14 protein-coding genes are annotated in these 15,491 nt (G+C 35.1%); 7 read left to right on the forward strand and 7 right to left on the reverse strand.

Going from position 1 to position 15,491, the window contains the following annotated elements:
- The first annotated feature begins 18 nt into the window (after positions 1–18).
- The 5 genes from FLS47_RS01475 (at position 19) to FLS47_RS01495 (ending at position 6,570) form a co-directional block, all read left to right on the forward strand.
- A complete protein-coding gene (locus tag FLS47_RS01475) occupies positions 19–1,512 on the forward strand; it encodes a RagB/SusD family nutrient uptake outer membrane protein (RefSeq protein WP_149912626.1) in 1,494 nt (497 codons plus the stop codon).
- Between the two features lie 69 nt (positions 1,513–1,581).
- Positions 1,582–3,000 carry a DUF4886 domain-containing protein gene (locus FLS47_RS01480; RefSeq protein WP_188347327.1) on the forward strand — a complete coding sequence of 473 codons (1,419 nt, stop codon included), beginning with the start codon at positions 1,582–1,584 and terminating at the stop codon, positions 2,998–3,000.
- A gap of 42 nt (positions 3,001–3,042) precedes the next feature.
- Positions 3,043–4,365 (forward strand): glucoamylase family protein, encoded by a 1,323-nt coding sequence (locus FLS47_RS01485; RefSeq protein ID WP_149912628.1) that lies wholly within the window; start codon positions 3,043–3,045, stop codon positions 4,363–4,365.
- Between the two features lie 266 nt (positions 4,366–4,631).
- The gene (locus FLS47_RS01490; RefSeq protein WP_149912629.1) at positions 4,632–5,636 is read left to right on the forward strand and encodes a histidine kinase dimerization/phospho-acceptor domain-containing protein; all 1,005 of its coding nucleotides are present in this window, start codon (positions 4,632–4,634) and stop codon (positions 5,634–5,636) included.
- A gap of 235 nt (positions 5,637–5,871) precedes the next feature.
- Positions 5,872–6,570, forward strand: a complete 699-nt coding sequence (locus FLS47_RS01495; protein ID WP_223225087.1) for an ATP-binding response regulator — start codon at positions 5,872–5,874, stop codon at positions 6,568–6,570.
- Positions 6,571–6,595: 25 nt separating this feature from the next.
- On the opposite strand, the gene FLS47_RS01500 is transcribed toward FLS47_RS01495, so the two are convergent.
- The 7 genes from FLS47_RS01500 to fucP form a co-directional block, all read right to left on the reverse strand.
- On the reverse strand, positions 6,596–7,384 hold the full coding sequence (locus tag FLS47_RS01500) for an L-fucose dehydrogenase (protein ID WP_149912631.1): 789 nt from the start codon (positions 7,382–7,384) through the stop codon (positions 6,596–6,598).
- Positions 7,385–7,402: 18 nt separating this feature from the next.
- Positions 7,403–8,233 carry an amidohydrolase family protein gene (locus FLS47_RS01505; RefSeq protein WP_149912632.1) on the reverse strand — a complete coding sequence of 277 codons (831 nt, stop codon included), beginning with the start codon at positions 8,231–8,233 and terminating at the stop codon, positions 7,403–7,405.
- 3 nt (positions 8,234–8,236) lie between these two features.
- Entirely contained in the window at positions 8,237–9,091 is an 855-nt protein-coding gene (locus tag FLS47_RS01510) for a fumarylacetoacetate hydrolase family protein (protein ID WP_149912633.1), read from the reverse strand.
- A gap of 19 nt (positions 9,092–9,110) precedes the next feature.
- A complete protein-coding gene (locus FLS47_RS01515) occupies positions 9,111–9,875 on the reverse strand; it encodes an SDR family NAD(P)-dependent oxidoreductase (RefSeq protein WP_149912634.1) in 765 nt (254 codons plus the stop codon).
- Positions 9,876–10,012: 137 nt separating this feature from the next.
- Entirely contained in the window at positions 10,013–11,677 is a 1,665-nt protein-coding gene (locus tag FLS47_RS01520; protein ID WP_149912635.1) for a UxaA family hydrolase, read from the reverse strand.
- A gap of 2 nt (positions 11,678–11,679) precedes the next feature.
- Positions 11,680–12,009 (reverse strand): L-rhamnose mutarotase, encoded by a 330-nt coding sequence (locus FLS47_RS01525; RefSeq protein WP_149912636.1) that lies wholly within the window; start codon positions 12,007–12,009, stop codon positions 11,680–11,682.
- 7 nt (positions 12,010–12,016) lie between these two features.
- On the reverse strand, positions 12,017–13,264 hold the full coding sequence (gene fucP, locus FLS47_RS01530; protein WP_149912637.1) for an L-fucose:H+ symporter permease: 1,248 nt from the start codon (positions 13,262–13,264) through the stop codon (positions 12,017–12,019).
- 146 nt (positions 13,265–13,410) lie between these two features.
- Between fucP and FLS47_RS01535 the strand changes: the two genes are divergently transcribed.
- Complete coding sequence (locus FLS47_RS01535) at positions 13,411–14,271, forward strand: AraC family transcriptional regulator (protein ID WP_149912638.1); 861 nt, start codon at positions 13,411–13,413, stop codon at positions 14,269–14,271.
- Positions 14,272–14,309: 38 nt separating this feature from the next.
- Positions 14,310–15,455, forward strand: a complete 1,146-nt coding sequence (locus FLS47_RS01540) for an exo-beta-N-acetylmuramidase NamZ family protein (RefSeq protein ID WP_149912639.1) — start codon at positions 14,310–14,312, stop codon at positions 15,453–15,455.
- The last annotated feature ends 36 nt before the right edge of the window (positions 15,456–15,491 follow it).

Here is a 15,491-nt window from a genome sequence, read left to right on the forward strand (position 1 = left end):
ATTATTTAGGTCAACATTATGAAAACAATAACAAATAGATATAAAATAATCACAGGCATTTTTCTTGTTTTTCTCTTTGCTAGTTGCAGTAAAGATTGGTTAGATATTAAGCCTAAAGGAAGATTTACAGAAGAAGATATGCCTACAGGATCCTTAGAGGGACAAGTTTTTGCCGCATATGCCGGTTTACGTTCAGAGGCGACAAGTGGCCTACCGTATGTAGCTTTGCATAACATTCGTTCTGATGATGCGCAATTAGGAAGTAGCACAGGTGATGAGGCTGGCGCAGGACCAATATTTGATAATTTCAATTATCCGCTAGATTATTGGTTAGTGAATAACTATTGGTCAGGGCATTACAACCTAATCAATTTGACCAATAATGTACTAGCGACTGCAGATTCTATCGATAATCCATCTGAAGGTACATTAGCCAATATTGGAGAAATGAAATTCCTACGTGCATGGGCTTATTTTAATATGGTTAGAACATTTGGAGAAGTTCCTTTAGTAACTTTTAAAATTACAGATCAAGCTTCCGCGAATATTCCGAAATCAAGTATTAATGATATTTATCAGCAAATTGATGCTGACTTAACGGACGCCGTAGCCTATTTACCCTCGACATGGCCCAGTCATCCTGGACGTATTACTAAAGGTGCTGCTTTAGCTGTGCAAACTAAAACGCTAATGGCACGTAAGAGGTTTAGTGAAGCTCTGGCATCTGCTATGCAAGTAATTAATTCTGAAGTTTATGATTTGAGTGTTCCTTACAATATGATTTTCCGTGAGGAAAGTGAAAATAGCAAAGAATCAATTTTCGAAATACAAGCACTATTTGATGGCGTACAAAATTTTGGTGTTACTTATGCCAGCCGTCAAGGTGTACGCGGATCAGGTTCTTGGGATTTGGGCTGGGGTTGGAATATTCCACATCCTAGATTGCTAGAGGCTTTTGAGGTAAATGATCCACGAAAAGATGTAACATTTTTATATTCTGGACAACGCAATGAACCATATGGTGAAGTATTACCAGACAACCTTCCACGACCATATTGGAACAAAAAAGTATATACTAACCCTACATTACGTACAAGATACGGAAGCAGATTTGGAGATTGGTTCAATGTACGTCTGATTCGCTATGCTGATGTGGTTCTGTTAGCAGCAGAAGCTGCAAATGAAGTGGGTGGAAACGCAAATGTTGACTTAGCATTGGATTTGCTGGAACGTGTGAGAGCACGTGCAAGAGGCGGTAACGCTGCTATATTACCAGCCGTGACTACACGTGATCAAGTAGCTCTTCGTAATGCGATTCGTCATGAAAGACAAGTCGAATTAGGAATGGAAAATGAACGTTTTTATGATCTAATACGTTGGGATATTGATGTAGAAACTATGCGTGATGCAGGACATGTAAACTACCAGTTGAAACATCGCTTCTTCCCTATTCCTCAGCCAGAAATTGATAAATCTGCTGGTGTATTAGTTCAAAACCCAGACTACAGATAAGCTATAAATTGATACCTTATGAAAATTAATATATATAAAATATTTTCCTTTTTGACATTACTCGCTTTTATGAGCTGTCAAAAAATGGAACGACCAGTAATGAATATCATTCCTGATCCAGAAGATGATGGAACAATTCGTGTACTTGCTATTGGTAATAGTTTTTCCGAAGATGCCATAGAGACTCATTTGTATGATCTTGCTAAAGCTAATGGACAGAAAATCATTATTGGAAATCTGTACATCGGCGGAGCTACATTAGAACAACATGTAAACAATGTAAAAGCAAATGCAGGTGCATATAGCTTTCGCAAAATTGATGCTGAAGGAAATAAAACTACAGTAGCAAACACATCCATTGCTACAGCTTTAGCAAGCGAAAAGTGGACACATATCAGCTTTCAGCAAGAAAGTTCTAATTCTGGGAAATTTGATACTTGGTCTGCTTCTTTAGCTGAATTGTACAATTATGTAGCACCACGTGCTAAAAATGAAAATGTAAAATTTATCTTACACCAAACTTGGGCATACGCCAAAAATTCTACACATGCTGGTTTTGATAATTACAACAAGGACCAAATGCAGATGTACACAGCCATTGTTGACGCTGTCTATAAAGCGAAAGAATTGGTTGACATCGATATGATTATTCCGGCAGGTACAGCAATACAAAATGGTAGAACTAGCGTCGTAGAAGATAATTTCACGCGAGATGGCTACCACTTGAGCATGCCATTAGGAAGATATTTAGCAGCATGTACATGGTATGAAAGTCTTATGGGTACTAATGTGATTGGTAACAGTTACAAGCCTCAGGGTTTATCTGATTTTGAAGTTGCCATTGCACAAAATGCAGCACATTTGGCTCTACAAAAACCAAACGAAGTAACACCTATGACCGATTTTCAGGGTGGATCTGGCGTGCCTCTGACAAGTAGTGTATTATTGGACTTTGGTAATAACGCAGCAACTGATCATTGGAATCAAATTAATTCATTCTTAGCTGGAACGTCCATCAATCTAAAGGATAGCATTGGCTCCTATGTTGGTATTAAACTTACGATCACAGAAAGATTTAATGGCGTTAACACGGATGGGCCTACAACGAGCACTACGTCATTAAACATGCCTTCAACTGTTTCGAGATATTCTTACTTTGGTAACTCAAAAGGTAATTTTGGAGGGATGATTATAACTCAAAGTAAATTTGAACTTACCGGTTTGGATAAAGATTTGAATTACGATATAACATTCTTTGGTTCAAGGGGCAATGTGACGGATAATCGCGAGACTAAATTTATTTCCTCTGGAACTAACGAAGTCGTTGTAAGACTTAATACTTCAAATAATAGCACCAACACAGTAGTCGCAAAAGACATAAAACCTGACAGCTCAGGTAAGATCACCGTAACAGTTACTTCAGGTGAAAATAATACAAATGGCTCTGGCTTCTATTATTTGTCGGCCGCAAGACTTATTTCAAAATAAATTAGTATTCCTCCGCTATGGAGGAATACACTTTCATACACTATGAGAATACAATTAATATATATTTTAGCAGTATGTTTATTTTTAGGATGCAAATCATCTGATATTAATAAGCACGATAAAGCAACAGAAGATTTACTAACAAAAATCCAACACCAAACATTCAAATACTTTTGGGAAGGTGCTGAGCCAACATCAGGTTTGGCTAGAGAACGTATCCATATGGATGGAGAATATCCGCAAAATGATAAGGACGTCATCACTATCGGTGGTAGTGGATTTGGATTAATGGGTATTTTGGTTGCCGAACAACGGAAGTTTATCCAACCTCAAGAAGCTCAGGATCGATTTAAGAAATCACTTACATATCTTTCTAAATTACCTCGGTTCCAAGGCGCCTATGCACATTGGTATGAAGGGCCTAGCGCAAAAGTAAAAGCTTTTGGGGATAAAGATAATGGAGGAGACATTGTTGAAACGGCATTTTTAGCGCAAGCACTAATCTGTGTGCGAGAATATTATAAAAATGGTACGCAAGAGCAAAAAGAAATAGCAGCATTAGCAGACAATATCTGGAAAGAAATAAATTGGAAGCATTACACAAATGGTAAGGATGTGATTTATTGGCACTGGAGTCCAGAACACGAATTTGGAATGAATCATCCGATCCAAGGTTTTGATGAATGTCTAATTACCTATGTATTAGCGGCGTCTTCCCCTACATTTCCTATTGAAAAACAAGTTTATGACCGCGGTTGGGCTAGAAGCGGTCAAATTAAAACAGACATCCAAAAATATGGCCTTCCTACTGAAGCAAAACATAATGCTCATCCACGTGAAGTAGGTCCATTATTTTGGTCACATTATAGTTTTTTAGGATTAAACCCTAATGGTTTAAAAGACGAATATGTAGATTATGGAAAAATAGTCTATAATCATACGCAAATACATATTGAACATGCGAAACGAAATCCAAATAACTTTGTGGGATATGGAGCTGACAAAGGTTGGGGATTGACAGCAAGCTATTCTGTAAGTGGGTATGATGCACATCATCCCGATAATGATAAAGGCGTCATATCTCCTACCGCAGCCTTAGCATCAATGCCTTATGCTCCGAAAGAAAGTATGAGTTTTGCAAATTACCTTTTCAATAATTTAGAATCAAAAGTTTGGGGGGATTATGGGTTTTATGATGCGTATAGCGAGACGGCTAATTGGTTTCCACAACGTTACTTGGCAATTGACCAAGGACCTATTGTTGTAATGATTGAAAACTACAGATCGCAGTTCATTTGGAACTTATTTATGAATGCACCAGAGATTAAAGAAGGATTAAAGAAATTAGGATTTAATATTAAATAAAATTCTTTTAAGAAGAAAACAATTGTAACAGAAAGAAAGTATTTCGTGAAATTTAAAATTGTTAGTTTTCTTTTTGGTATCTTCGAATATTAAACTGAACAACCGTGCGATTTCGAAAAACTTTATTACTGAGACTCTTATTATTAGTAGTTATAATAACATCATTTATTTTACTGTGTACAATCTTTATTTCTCAATACAAACAGTATAAAGAAATTGAGAATAGATTAAATATTGCGTACTAAAACAATTCAAAGCTTTCACCTGTGCTTTATGAATTGTTTTCGACATTTACTGAGGTTGACAATTTATTTCGATTATATGCCATCTCATTTGATGATAAGAGTTTTAAGGATTATCAAAATAAATTAGACACCTTAAATAAAATAATACATACACTAGATTCTATTCCTACAAATAATACACCTAATTCTGCTAAGAAAGAGATTGAAGTTCTTGACCAATCTCTTTCAATGCAATTTTTGGCATTGAAAAGGCAAATTGACAACTTAATAATTTTTGCTGGCGAAAATTTCACCAACAACAATATAGGATTAAGAAGTCAACAAAGAGGAAGACTTACCAATTCTGATTCTGTCATTAACCGCATACTTAATGATACATTAGCGAGAGTAGAGGTGGATGCAGATACTATCGTAAAGAAAAAACAAAGTTTATTCAAAAGAATATTTAATGCGAAAAACGATACTGTATTAAATACCTCTAGTTCGGCAGTCTTGAATGTAAATCAGATAGATATTGTGCAGAAAAATATTGAAAATTTGATTCGAACAAATGAAGAAAGTTATTCTAAGAATTTCTCTAATTTAAGAAGCATATATTTACGCTCAAAAGAAAAAGAAAGGAAGCTAATAACATCTAATTATCAACTCATAAATGACCTTAAAAAATCTATCGAAACAATCCGAGAGATAGAATATTCAAAGTTTAGAAGTGCGGAAAAAGACGATTATATTCTTTACAAATTTAATACACAAAAATTTAGATCTTATGCAATAATGGCACTATGTGTTATATTATTGATGTTAATGTTTATTATTTACTACCAATATGTAGTTTCTAGATATGAGAAAAAACTAATAAAAGAAAAAGAATACGCATCAAAATTAGCTGAGGAAAAAACAAATTTATTAGCGAATATAAGTCACGAAATACGCACACCATTATATTCATTAAAAGGCGTAGTGAAATTATTGACATCTAAAAAAACAGAGGCAATAGACGATAAAATTCTCTCAAACATCAATTAAGACATTAATCTAATAAATAATACTGTAAATGATATCCTTAACTTAAGCAAAATAGAATCGCAGGCAATAGATGTTATAAAGGATGAAGTGTATATATCCAAAATCGTTAATGACACCTTTAGTTTACACAAATATCAAGCAAATCAAAAAGGTCTTGAGTTCATAAATGAAAACCATCTCAATGATATATTAATTATAAATTCGAATGAATTTAGATTAAGACAAATCCAATCTAATAAGTAATGCACTTAAATACACGAATAAAGGAACAATAAAAGTCGTTAGTAAAATTGCTGGTGGTAAAATTCAAATTGATGTTATTGACACTGGTATAGGTATTGATGAGAAAAAAATTGATCAAATCTTCAGAAAATACTATACTGTGGAAGGTGAAAAGGCAAAAGTAGGTTTTGGTCTTGGTTTACATATTTCACAATTATTAGCAAAACATATTGGAGGTAAATTGAGTGTTAAAAGTCAATTGGGTATTGGCTCGACCTTCTCTTTGCAAGTACCATTATCACTAGATAAATCCCCGACAACGAAAAAAGAAGGAAATTCTAATTCCAAAAAACTATTACCTAATGATACGTCTATCGTTCTCATTGACGATAATAAGATCAATATATTGCTTGCTAAACAGATATTCAATAATTATAAGAACATTCAATATTTTGAAGACGCGCACAAAGCACTTTCATACATTGAAAGTTCCAAACCTCATATTGTAATCACTGATATTATAATGCCTCAATTATCAGGATGGAATGTATTGGAAATGATTAAAACAAACAAAAACCTAAATAATACAAAGGTTTTTGCTAATACTGCTGAAGGTACTTTAGCAGAAAATAAGACTTCTAAATTTCAATTTGATGGAGTCTTAGATAAAGGTTTCGATACCGAAAGTTTATCTAAAATTTATTATAACTAATAAAAGAATAAGGGAGAAATATCCCTTATTCTTTTATTAATGCACGGTCGAGATGCACATAACCTCCATCCACATATACCAATTGACCTGTTGTGTGACTAGATCGATCTGACAATAGAAATACTGCTGTATTTGCTATTTCAGCTGGTGTAGTCATGCGATGATCTAACGGTATTCTATCGGTAATTTTCTTTAATGTTTCTTCTGGATTGTCCAATGTTTGAATCCACGTGTCGTATTGTGGTGTTGCACATTCAGCTACGATTATTGCATTTACACGAATACCATAAGGTAAAAGTTCAACCGCCCATTCTCTTGTCAAAGCATTTCTAGCGCCATTGGATGCTGCATAACCCGAAGTTCCACCTTGGCCTGTTTCCGCTGTTTTAGAACTTATGTTTACGATTACGCCTTTAGAATCTTTCAAGGCTTGCAATGCATGATGAACTATTAGATAATAGTGCACTACATTTTTATGGTATGATTCGATAAACCCCTCATAGCTGCCATTTTCTAAACCAATGCCATCATTTTGACCTGCATTATTTATAATACCATCAATTCGACCATACTGTTCAAGCGCAAGATCAATTGTTTTCTTTGATTCTTCAGGAATAGACAATTCTGCTTCAATACACAAACATTCACTGCCTAAGGCTAGTACTTCATCACGCACCAAATTGTTGTCAACTTGCTTTCTACCTACAATAACAGGAATAGCACGTTCTTTAGCTAAAGCTAATACAATACCTTTTCCTATTCCTTTTGCTCCACCCGTAACGATGAATACTTTATCTTTTAAATTTAAATCCATAATGGTTAGATGGTTGATTTATTTTAGATTATAAAATTTCACGGCATTCAGACCCCAAAATTGTTCAAGCTCTTTCGCTGTAAAATCCTTCATTTTATCTTGAACAACTTCAATACATTGTTCATAGCTTGCTGCAATTAAACATACTGGCCAGTCCGTACCAAAGCATATTCTATCTTTTCCAAAAGATTTGATTACGTGATTAATATATGGCGTAAAATGATCTAACTCCCAATTTTTCCAATCAGCTTCAGTTACCAACCCCGATATCTTACAATATACATTTGGAAAATTAGAAAGAGCTTCTATGAAAACAGCCCAATCTTCAAATTCTTTCGTTTTAATCGACGGTTTAGCCATATGATCCAACATGAATTTTTGATTAGGATTTGACCGTACGCATTCCAATGTACTTTGGTAATGACGCGGACGAATGAGTAAATCGTAGGTGTAATCAAAAGCGGTCAAACTTTCAATTCCTCTAAGAAAATCATCTTTAATCAAAAAGTCACCATCAGGCTCTCCCTCTATAACATGGCGAAAGCCTTTTATAATATCGTGCTTTCGAAATTCTTCTAAGTATGCCTCAATTTGAGACGAACGCAAATCTACCCATCCAACGACACCTTTAATCATTTTATAGACTTGCGAAAGTTCTGTCAAAAAATAAGTTTCTTGATGTGACTGACTAGCTTGCACTGCCACGACACCATCAATATTGTTATTTTTTAAAGTTTGAGAAATATCATTCGGCAAAAAGTTGCGTTGAATAACAGACATTTCCTCTGTTATCCATGAATCTCGGTCTTTGTCATAGATCCAAAAATGTTGGTGTGTATCTATACGCATGATCTATTTTTTATAGTTAATGACCTCTTGTCGCTGTTCTCCTAAAAAATCTGCTCCTAATTCAATCACATCCCCTTCTTTCAAATAAATAGGAGGATTGAAACCTAACCCCACTCCTGCTGGTGTGCCCGTAGAAATAACATCTCCTGGCAACAATGTCATGAATTGTGAGACATAAGAAACGATAAAGGGAACGGAGAAAATTAAATTTTTAGTATTGCCGTTTTGATATGTTTTACCGTTAACTTTCAACCAAAGATTGACATTATTGATATCTTCAATTTCTTCTTTTGTTGTCAACACAGGTCCCATAGGAGCAAAAGTATCACAGCCCTTTCCTTTATCCCAAGTACCACCACGTTCGATCTGGAATTCACGTTCGGATACGTCATTGTGCAATACATATCCAGCCACATAATCCAATGCTTCAGATTCTTCTACGTAAGTAGCTTTTTTACCGATTACAATCCCAAATTCAACTTCCCAATCGGTCTTTTTTGAATTTTTAGGAATAACGACTGTATCATTTGGACCAACTAAAGCGGTAGTAGATTTCATGAAAATAATAGGCTCAGCTGGCAATGCAGCACCTGTTTCTTCTGCATGATCTTTGTAATTCAAACCTATACAAACAATTTTTGAAGGTCTTGCGAACGGAGCACCTAAACGCACATCCGCTGACAATTCGGCTAATTTATTTGTATTTTCATCCAAATAACCTTGCAATTTTTCCAAACCATTATTTGCAAAAAATGACTCATCGTAATTTGAAACAAAAGATGAAACATCATAATTTTTACCTTCAATTTGAACGCCACATTTCTCCTGTCCTACCTCACCAAATCTTATTAATTTCATATCTAAATGTATATTAGTTTTAGTTGTTTAATTTTATAAATCCCCCATCAATAGGATAATCATTTCCCGTAATGAATGCTGCATCATCTGAACATAAGAATAAAGCCAATTTAGCGATTTCTTCTGGTTTCGCCATACGTCCTATCGGTTGCGAATCGGACAATTTCTGGAACATTTCTTCTTCTTTTCCAGGATAATTTTTCGCAATAAATCCATCCACGAAAGGTGTATGTACACGAGCTGGTGATATCGAATTGCAACGAATATTATCTTTCATGTAATCGCGTGCAACTGACAAACTCATAGCATAAATTGCCCCTTTACTCATCGAATAGGCAAATCGATCCGAAATACCGACTAATGCCGCAATAGAAGCTAAATTCAGAATGACACCACCACCCTGTGCTTTCATCTTAGGAATTACCGCATACAGAGCATTATAGGCGCCTTTCACGTTAACTTGAAAAACTTTTTCAAAATCTTGTTCAGGACAGTTTTCCAAATTACCTACATGCGCAATTCCTGCGTTATTAATCAAAATGTCCACACGTCCTATCGACTCAATTGCTTTTACAATTTCTGCTTGATTTGCAACAGAGCATACATGCAATGTAGCTTTTCCACCATGAGAAATAATTCCTTGCACAACTTTTTCTCCACCTTCAGCATTCAAATCCAAGATATGCACGTGAGCTCCTTCTTGTGCAAAAACTTCGGAAATAGCTTGACCTATACCACTTCCTCCTCCTGTTACTACAGCAATTTTTCCTGTTAATTTTGACATTTTATTTCAATTGAATTTTAATAACATAAGGATTATCGAATTTTTGATTAGATAAGTCCAAGTATTATTCTTTTATTAATTATGTTTTGTTGAATAGAAATACTCTATCACATTTACCTATTCATTAAGAAGACCCTTTAAAGTGAAACACCTCTTCTCCACGGAATAAAATCATCCTGCCCCAATCTCACCGCTTTAGGAATTTCATTGCCACTTGCAACTTCGATTACATATTCAAGAATACGATGTGCCGCTTCCTCAATTGTTTCTTGTCCATCGATTATAGTACCACAGTTGATGTCAATAATATCAGGCATACGCTCATAAATAGCAGTATTTGTTGACAACTTAATAACTGGTGTAATTGGATTCCCGGTGGGTGTTCCCAAACCTGTTGTAAATAAGACAATATTCGCACCAGCGGCAACTTCAGCTGTGGTACTTTCCACATCGTTACCAGGCGTACACAATAAGTTTAGACCAGGACTGTCCGCTAGCTCGGGGTAATCAACAACAGCTTTAACTGGAGAAGTTCCGCCCTTTTTTGCCGCACCTGCTGACTTTATCGCATCCGTAATCAAGCCATCACGAATATTTCCAGGAGATGGATTCATATAGAAACCCGATCCATCAGCTTCAGCCTTAGCATTATAGGTTTTCATGAGGTGCATAAAACGTTCGGCTGTATTTTCATCTATGCATCTATCACTTAATTCTTGTTCCACTCCACAAAGCTCGGGGAATTCAGCTAAAATCACTGAACCGCCTAACGACACAATAATGTCTGAAACATAACCTAGAGCAGGATTTGCAGAAATACCCGAAAAGCCATCCGACCCACCGCATTCCAACCCTATACACAATTTATCTAACGTAGCCGGTTGACGAGTTTGTGTATTGGCTTGCGCTAGACCTGCAAATGTAGCTTTAATAGCTTTTTGCATCAATTCAGCTTCAGTTCCTTCTTTTTGTTGTTCGAAAATATACAATGGTTTGTTAAAGTTCGGATCGCGTTTCGCAATTTCAGCTTTCAATATCGAAGCTTGCGCATGTTGACATCCTAAACTTAAAATTGTAGCACCCGCTACATTGGGATGCGTGACATATCCAGCCAAAAGACCGCATAGAGCGTCAGAATCCATGCGTGTACCACCACATCCCATATCGTGATTTAAAAACTTAACACCATCCACATTTTCAAATGGTTTATTTGATTTTTGGGTGATAGTAGAAGATGTTAAATCTAACTGTAGTAATTCATCAATTGAGGCACCAGCTTTATATTTTTCTAATAAAACATCTACTTCGTTTGAATAGTCTTTACTTTGAACTTTATATCCCAACTTCTCTTCCAAAGCCGACTTTAAAGTCAAGACATTTCTATTTTCACAGAAAACTAATGGTATAACTAACCAATGATTTGCTGTCCCAACTTTTCCGTTGGAGCGGTGAAAACCTTGGAAAGTTCTGTTTTTAAATGCCGAAACATCGGGTTGCTGCCAATCCAACTTGCGCTCACCCAATTTAAAATCATCCGCAGCATGACGTAAATTATCTACATTAATCAGACTTCCTGTGGGCAAAGCGTAATTTAATTTTCCCACTAAAACGCCATACATGTAGATTTCTTGATCTTTCGCACAGTTAAAAAACGTAAATTTATGTTTTGCTTTAATATCTTCTTGCAACAACACACTGATTCCATTGAAATCTATTTTCTCTCCTGCTTTTAAATCGCGCAATGCGACTAATACATTATCTTTAGGGTGTATCTGCAAAAAATGCAACCTATCTCTTTCCATTATTACAATTGAAATATTTTATCCATTATGACCCATTTCTCACCAGCTTTTGCCCCAGGAATAGCCTGTTGATATTTCCACATCAAATTTTCCCATTCCTGCACTTTAGCGTTTCCTGCGTCCATTTTTCCTTTATTTTCAAAACTAAAACCATCTTCAGTCTCCATCAACATGCACAACCTATTACCAAAACGGTAAATCTCCATATTTATAATACCTGAATCCAATATGGACTTTTTAATTTCAGGCCATATTTCTTTATGGTAATTATCGTATTCAGCTATCAGCTCTACATCGTCAATCAAATCCAATGCTAATACATATTTTTTCATTATTTATTTAATTTTTAATAGCCTGTACATTTCGTGTATACCATCCAAATAATAATATAACAACAAAACATATAAATACAACACTATACGACAAATGAATATTACCTGTATTATCAGTTACAACACTTGCCAGAGGAGGAATAATCGCTCCACCAACTATGGACATAATAATAAAACTTGAAGCTGATTTTGTATCACGGCCTACACCTTGTATACCGATCGCAAATATTGTTGGAAACATTATTGACATAAAAAATGTGATACCTACCAAAGCATATAGTGTTATCATCCCTGAATCAAAAATCACGACAAGACATAATAACATCGAACATAAGCTATAAAACATCAGTAATTTGTATGGTGCGACAAAGCGCATAAAAAATGTACCAACAAAACGTCCAATCATAAACAGCAATCCGGCAAGCCCAGCATAGTATTTGGCATCTTGGCCAGCCATAGCTAGTGCATCTTCCGCAAAGACTAATAAGAAACTGAATACATATACTTGTGCACCCACATAGAAAAATTGTGCAACAATTCCCCAACGAACATTTATATGACGTAGACTACTGAAAAAACCGGCTTTAGTATCTGATTCTTCCTCTTTTATATCAGGCAACTTAGTTAAAAAGAATAATACCGCTACAATCAAAATGATTATACCTAAAACCAAATAAGGTCCTTTAACCAATGCAGTCTCTGCTTGAATATATGCTTCCTTTGCAACATCTGTCATCTGCGCTAGTTCTTCTGCAGATTTTGGCTCCTCTGCCAAAATAAATATTCCGCCCACAATTGGTGCTAAGGATGCAGCAAGACCATTGAATGATTGTGCAAAATTCAGGCGCTGTGTCGCTTTTGCAGGGTCTCCCAAGACAGTAATATAGGGATTAGCGGCAGTCTCCAAAATGGTCAATCCGCACGACAAAATAAATAATGCTGTCAAAAAGAAAGTATAACTAACAGTGTTTGCGGCTGGGATAAATAAAAAACATCCAAGTGCAAATAAACTTAACCCTACCAAAATCCCTGCTTTGTAGCCATACTTCTGCATGATTAGACCTGCCGGAATTGCCAACAGAAAGTAAGCAAAAAACACAGCAGAATCCACCATCGATGCCTGAAAATGGGATAGGCTAAATGCACTTCGCAAATGTTTAATTAAAATAGGGTCAAGGTTATGTATGAAACCCCAAAAAAAGAATAAAGATGTGATTAATATAATTGCAAAGGTGTATTGATCTTTTCTACTCATAATGATGTCTATAATTGATTAAGTAAATTTACTAGTAAACATTTAAACTTGCATTAACCAATTTACCAAATACATAAACTATATTACCCAAATAATTAGTAGTTTTAAAAGATCAAAGAATAACCAAGTAAATTTAGGCTATCACTATGAAAAAATTGAGCTTAACAGATAGTTATCACAAAAGTCTTCATGTGCGAAGGGATACATACCCTCAAAATCATAACATTTGGCATTATCACGAAGAGATTGAATTTATCTATTTGGCTAAAGGCACAGGAACTTTATTTGTTGGTGATTGTATTCAAAGTATTGCCGAAAACAGTTGCGTACTCATTGGTCCTAATATACCGCATTATTGGTTATTTGACGATGACTATTTAAATGAGCATAATCCAATTGATTGTATAGTTATTCATTTTAAACCTAATTTCCTTGGAAATGATTTTTTTCAACTCCAAGAAACAAAGAATCTTCAAAATTTAATACTAAACTCTTCTAGAGCGTTGTATCTCGAACAGTGTTCTTCAATATTTACCAGCCTTTTTTATAATGTAAGTGAACAGTCGGACATTCTAAAAATCACAAAGCTGATTGAATCACTTTATTATTTTCAGAAAAACAATCCAAAACTATTAATCAGTGAGAATTATGAGGTTTTCAACCATTCATCTGATAACAAAAGAATGAACGATGTAATAAATTACATCAAAGACAATTATCGAAGTAAAGTTGAGTTGGATGCGCTGGCAGATTTAGCAAAAATGACAAAAAATTCATTTTGCCGTTATTTCAAACAGAAAACAGGAAAAACGCCCATTCAATTTGTCTCAGAACTTCGTGTTTCTCATGCTTGTAGACTACTGAAATCTTCCGATATGAATCTAAAAGAAATTAGTTTCGAGAGTGGTTTTAATAGCTTTGTAAATTTCCATAAAATATTCAAAAGTGTAACCGACACCAGCCCTAAACAGTATAAAAAGGTCAATATTCCACCAGCTAAAAATTAGACTGTCTTATTTTCACATGTAATTTGCTATTTTCGGAGATGAAATCTACCGTACTTTTTGGCATAGATGTACTAATATTACAAGCTAAAAATTATCAACACGCACGAATTGGTCTAGTATGTAATGCTGCATCATTGACCAGCAACGGTTTACATAGCAGAATAGCGTTAAAAGAAGCAGACTTGAGAATTGTAAAATTGTTTGCGCCCGAACATGGGTTTGATACAAAAGGAGAAGATGGTGCTTATATTAATCACCAAATTGACTCAAAAACTAATATTCCTATTGTAAGCCTCTACAGTGAAAAACTTGCGCCTACAGCAAATGATTTAGAAGAAATCGATATAATACTAATAGATTTACCGGACATTGGTGCGCGTTTCTACACTTACTTGTGGACGATGACTTATGTCTTAGAAAGCTGTGAAAAGTATAAAAAACCAGTAATACTTTTAGATCGTCCAAATCCAATGGCTCATGCTATTAAGTTTGCTGAAGGTCCATTTTTGAACGAATCGTGTAGCTCTTTCATCGGAAGGTTCAACATGCCCATTACACATCACTGTACTTTTGGAGAATTAGCACAATATTTTAAGGCTATTTATTATCCTAATCTTGATTTGCAAATCTTACAAATGCAAAATTGGAATAGATCTGAAAATACCGGATATACATTTTTTCCAACTTCACCTGCTATCCAAAAAAGAGAAACAATTTATACTTATGCAGGAGCATGTCTTTTCGAAGGCTTAAATATCAATGAAGGACGTGGTACTGAATTTCCATTTGCGCAATTTGGTGCGCCTTGGATTGATGCCGATTTACTTTACAATTCAGCTAGTGCAGAATTAACTGAAGCTACTTTAGAAATTGTACATTACACACCCGAAATAAGTCCTTTTGCAGGAGAAGTGTGTCATGGACTAAGAGTTATTCCTAATAATCCACAGACATTTCATTCTGTACAGTATTTTATTGATTTAATCCAACTGATTTATCGATTATTCCCTGATAAACTCACCGAACGAAACTATTGTACAAACGCAAATCCTACTGGAAGCCGGCATTTAGATAAGCTTTTAGGAATTCCAAATGCTTTTAATTATCTAAAACAACATAATATAAATACAAAGGAAGGAATTGAAGAGTGGCAAACCGAAATTTCTCCTTTCCTACTCTATTAAATCAGAAAGCTCAATGAAATTAATCATTGAGCTTTC

This window comes from Sphingobacterium cavernae (assembly GCF_008520265.1).
Taxonomy (GTDB): Bacteria; Bacteroidota; Bacteroidia; order Sphingobacteriales; family Sphingobacteriaceae; genus Sphingobacterium; species Sphingobacterium cavernae.

Coding starts and splice junctions, on each gene's coding strand:
- FLS47_RS01535 (WP_149912638.1), top strand. CDS start 13,411: ATGAAAAAATTGAGCTTAACAGATAGTTATCACAAAAGTCTTCATGTG.
- FLS47_RS01500 (WP_149912631.1), bottom strand. CDS start 7,384: ATGGATTTAAATTTAAAAGATAAAGTATTCATCGTTACGGGTGGAGCA.
- FLS47_RS01525 (WP_149912636.1), bottom strand. CDS start 12,009: ATGAAAAAATATGTATTAGCATTGGATTTGATTGACGATGTAGAGCTG.
- FLS47_RS01485 (WP_149912628.1), top strand. CDS start 3,043: ATGAGAATACAATTAATATATATTTTAGCAGTATGTTTATTTTTAGGA.
- fucP (WP_149912637.1), bottom strand. CDS start 13,264: ATGAGTAGAAAAGATCAATACACCTTTGCAATTATATTAATCACATCT.
- FLS47_RS01540 (WP_149912639.1), top strand. CDS start 14,310: ATGAAATCTACCGTACTTTTTGGCATAGATGTACTAATATTACAAGCT.
- FLS47_RS01505 (WP_149912632.1), bottom strand. CDS start 8,233: ATGCGTATAGATACACACCAACATTTTTGGATCTATGACAAAGACCGA.
- FLS47_RS01480 (WP_188347327.1), top strand. CDS start 1,582: ATGAGCTGTCAAAAAATGGAACGACCAGTAATGAATATCATTCCTGAT.
- FLS47_RS01520 (WP_149912635.1), bottom strand. CDS start 11,677: ATGGAAAGAGATAGGTTGCATTTTTTGCAGATACACCCTAAAGATAAT.
- FLS47_RS01475 (WP_149912626.1), top strand. CDS start 19: ATGAAAACAATAACAAATAGATATAAAATAATCACAGGCATTTTTCTT.
- FLS47_RS01510 (WP_149912633.1), bottom strand. CDS start 9,091: ATGAAATTAATAAGATTTGGTGAGGTAGGACAGGAGAAATGTGGCGTT.
- FLS47_RS01515 (WP_149912634.1), bottom strand. CDS start 9,875: ATGTCAAAATTAACAGGAAAAATTGCTGTAGTAACAGGAGGAGGAAGT.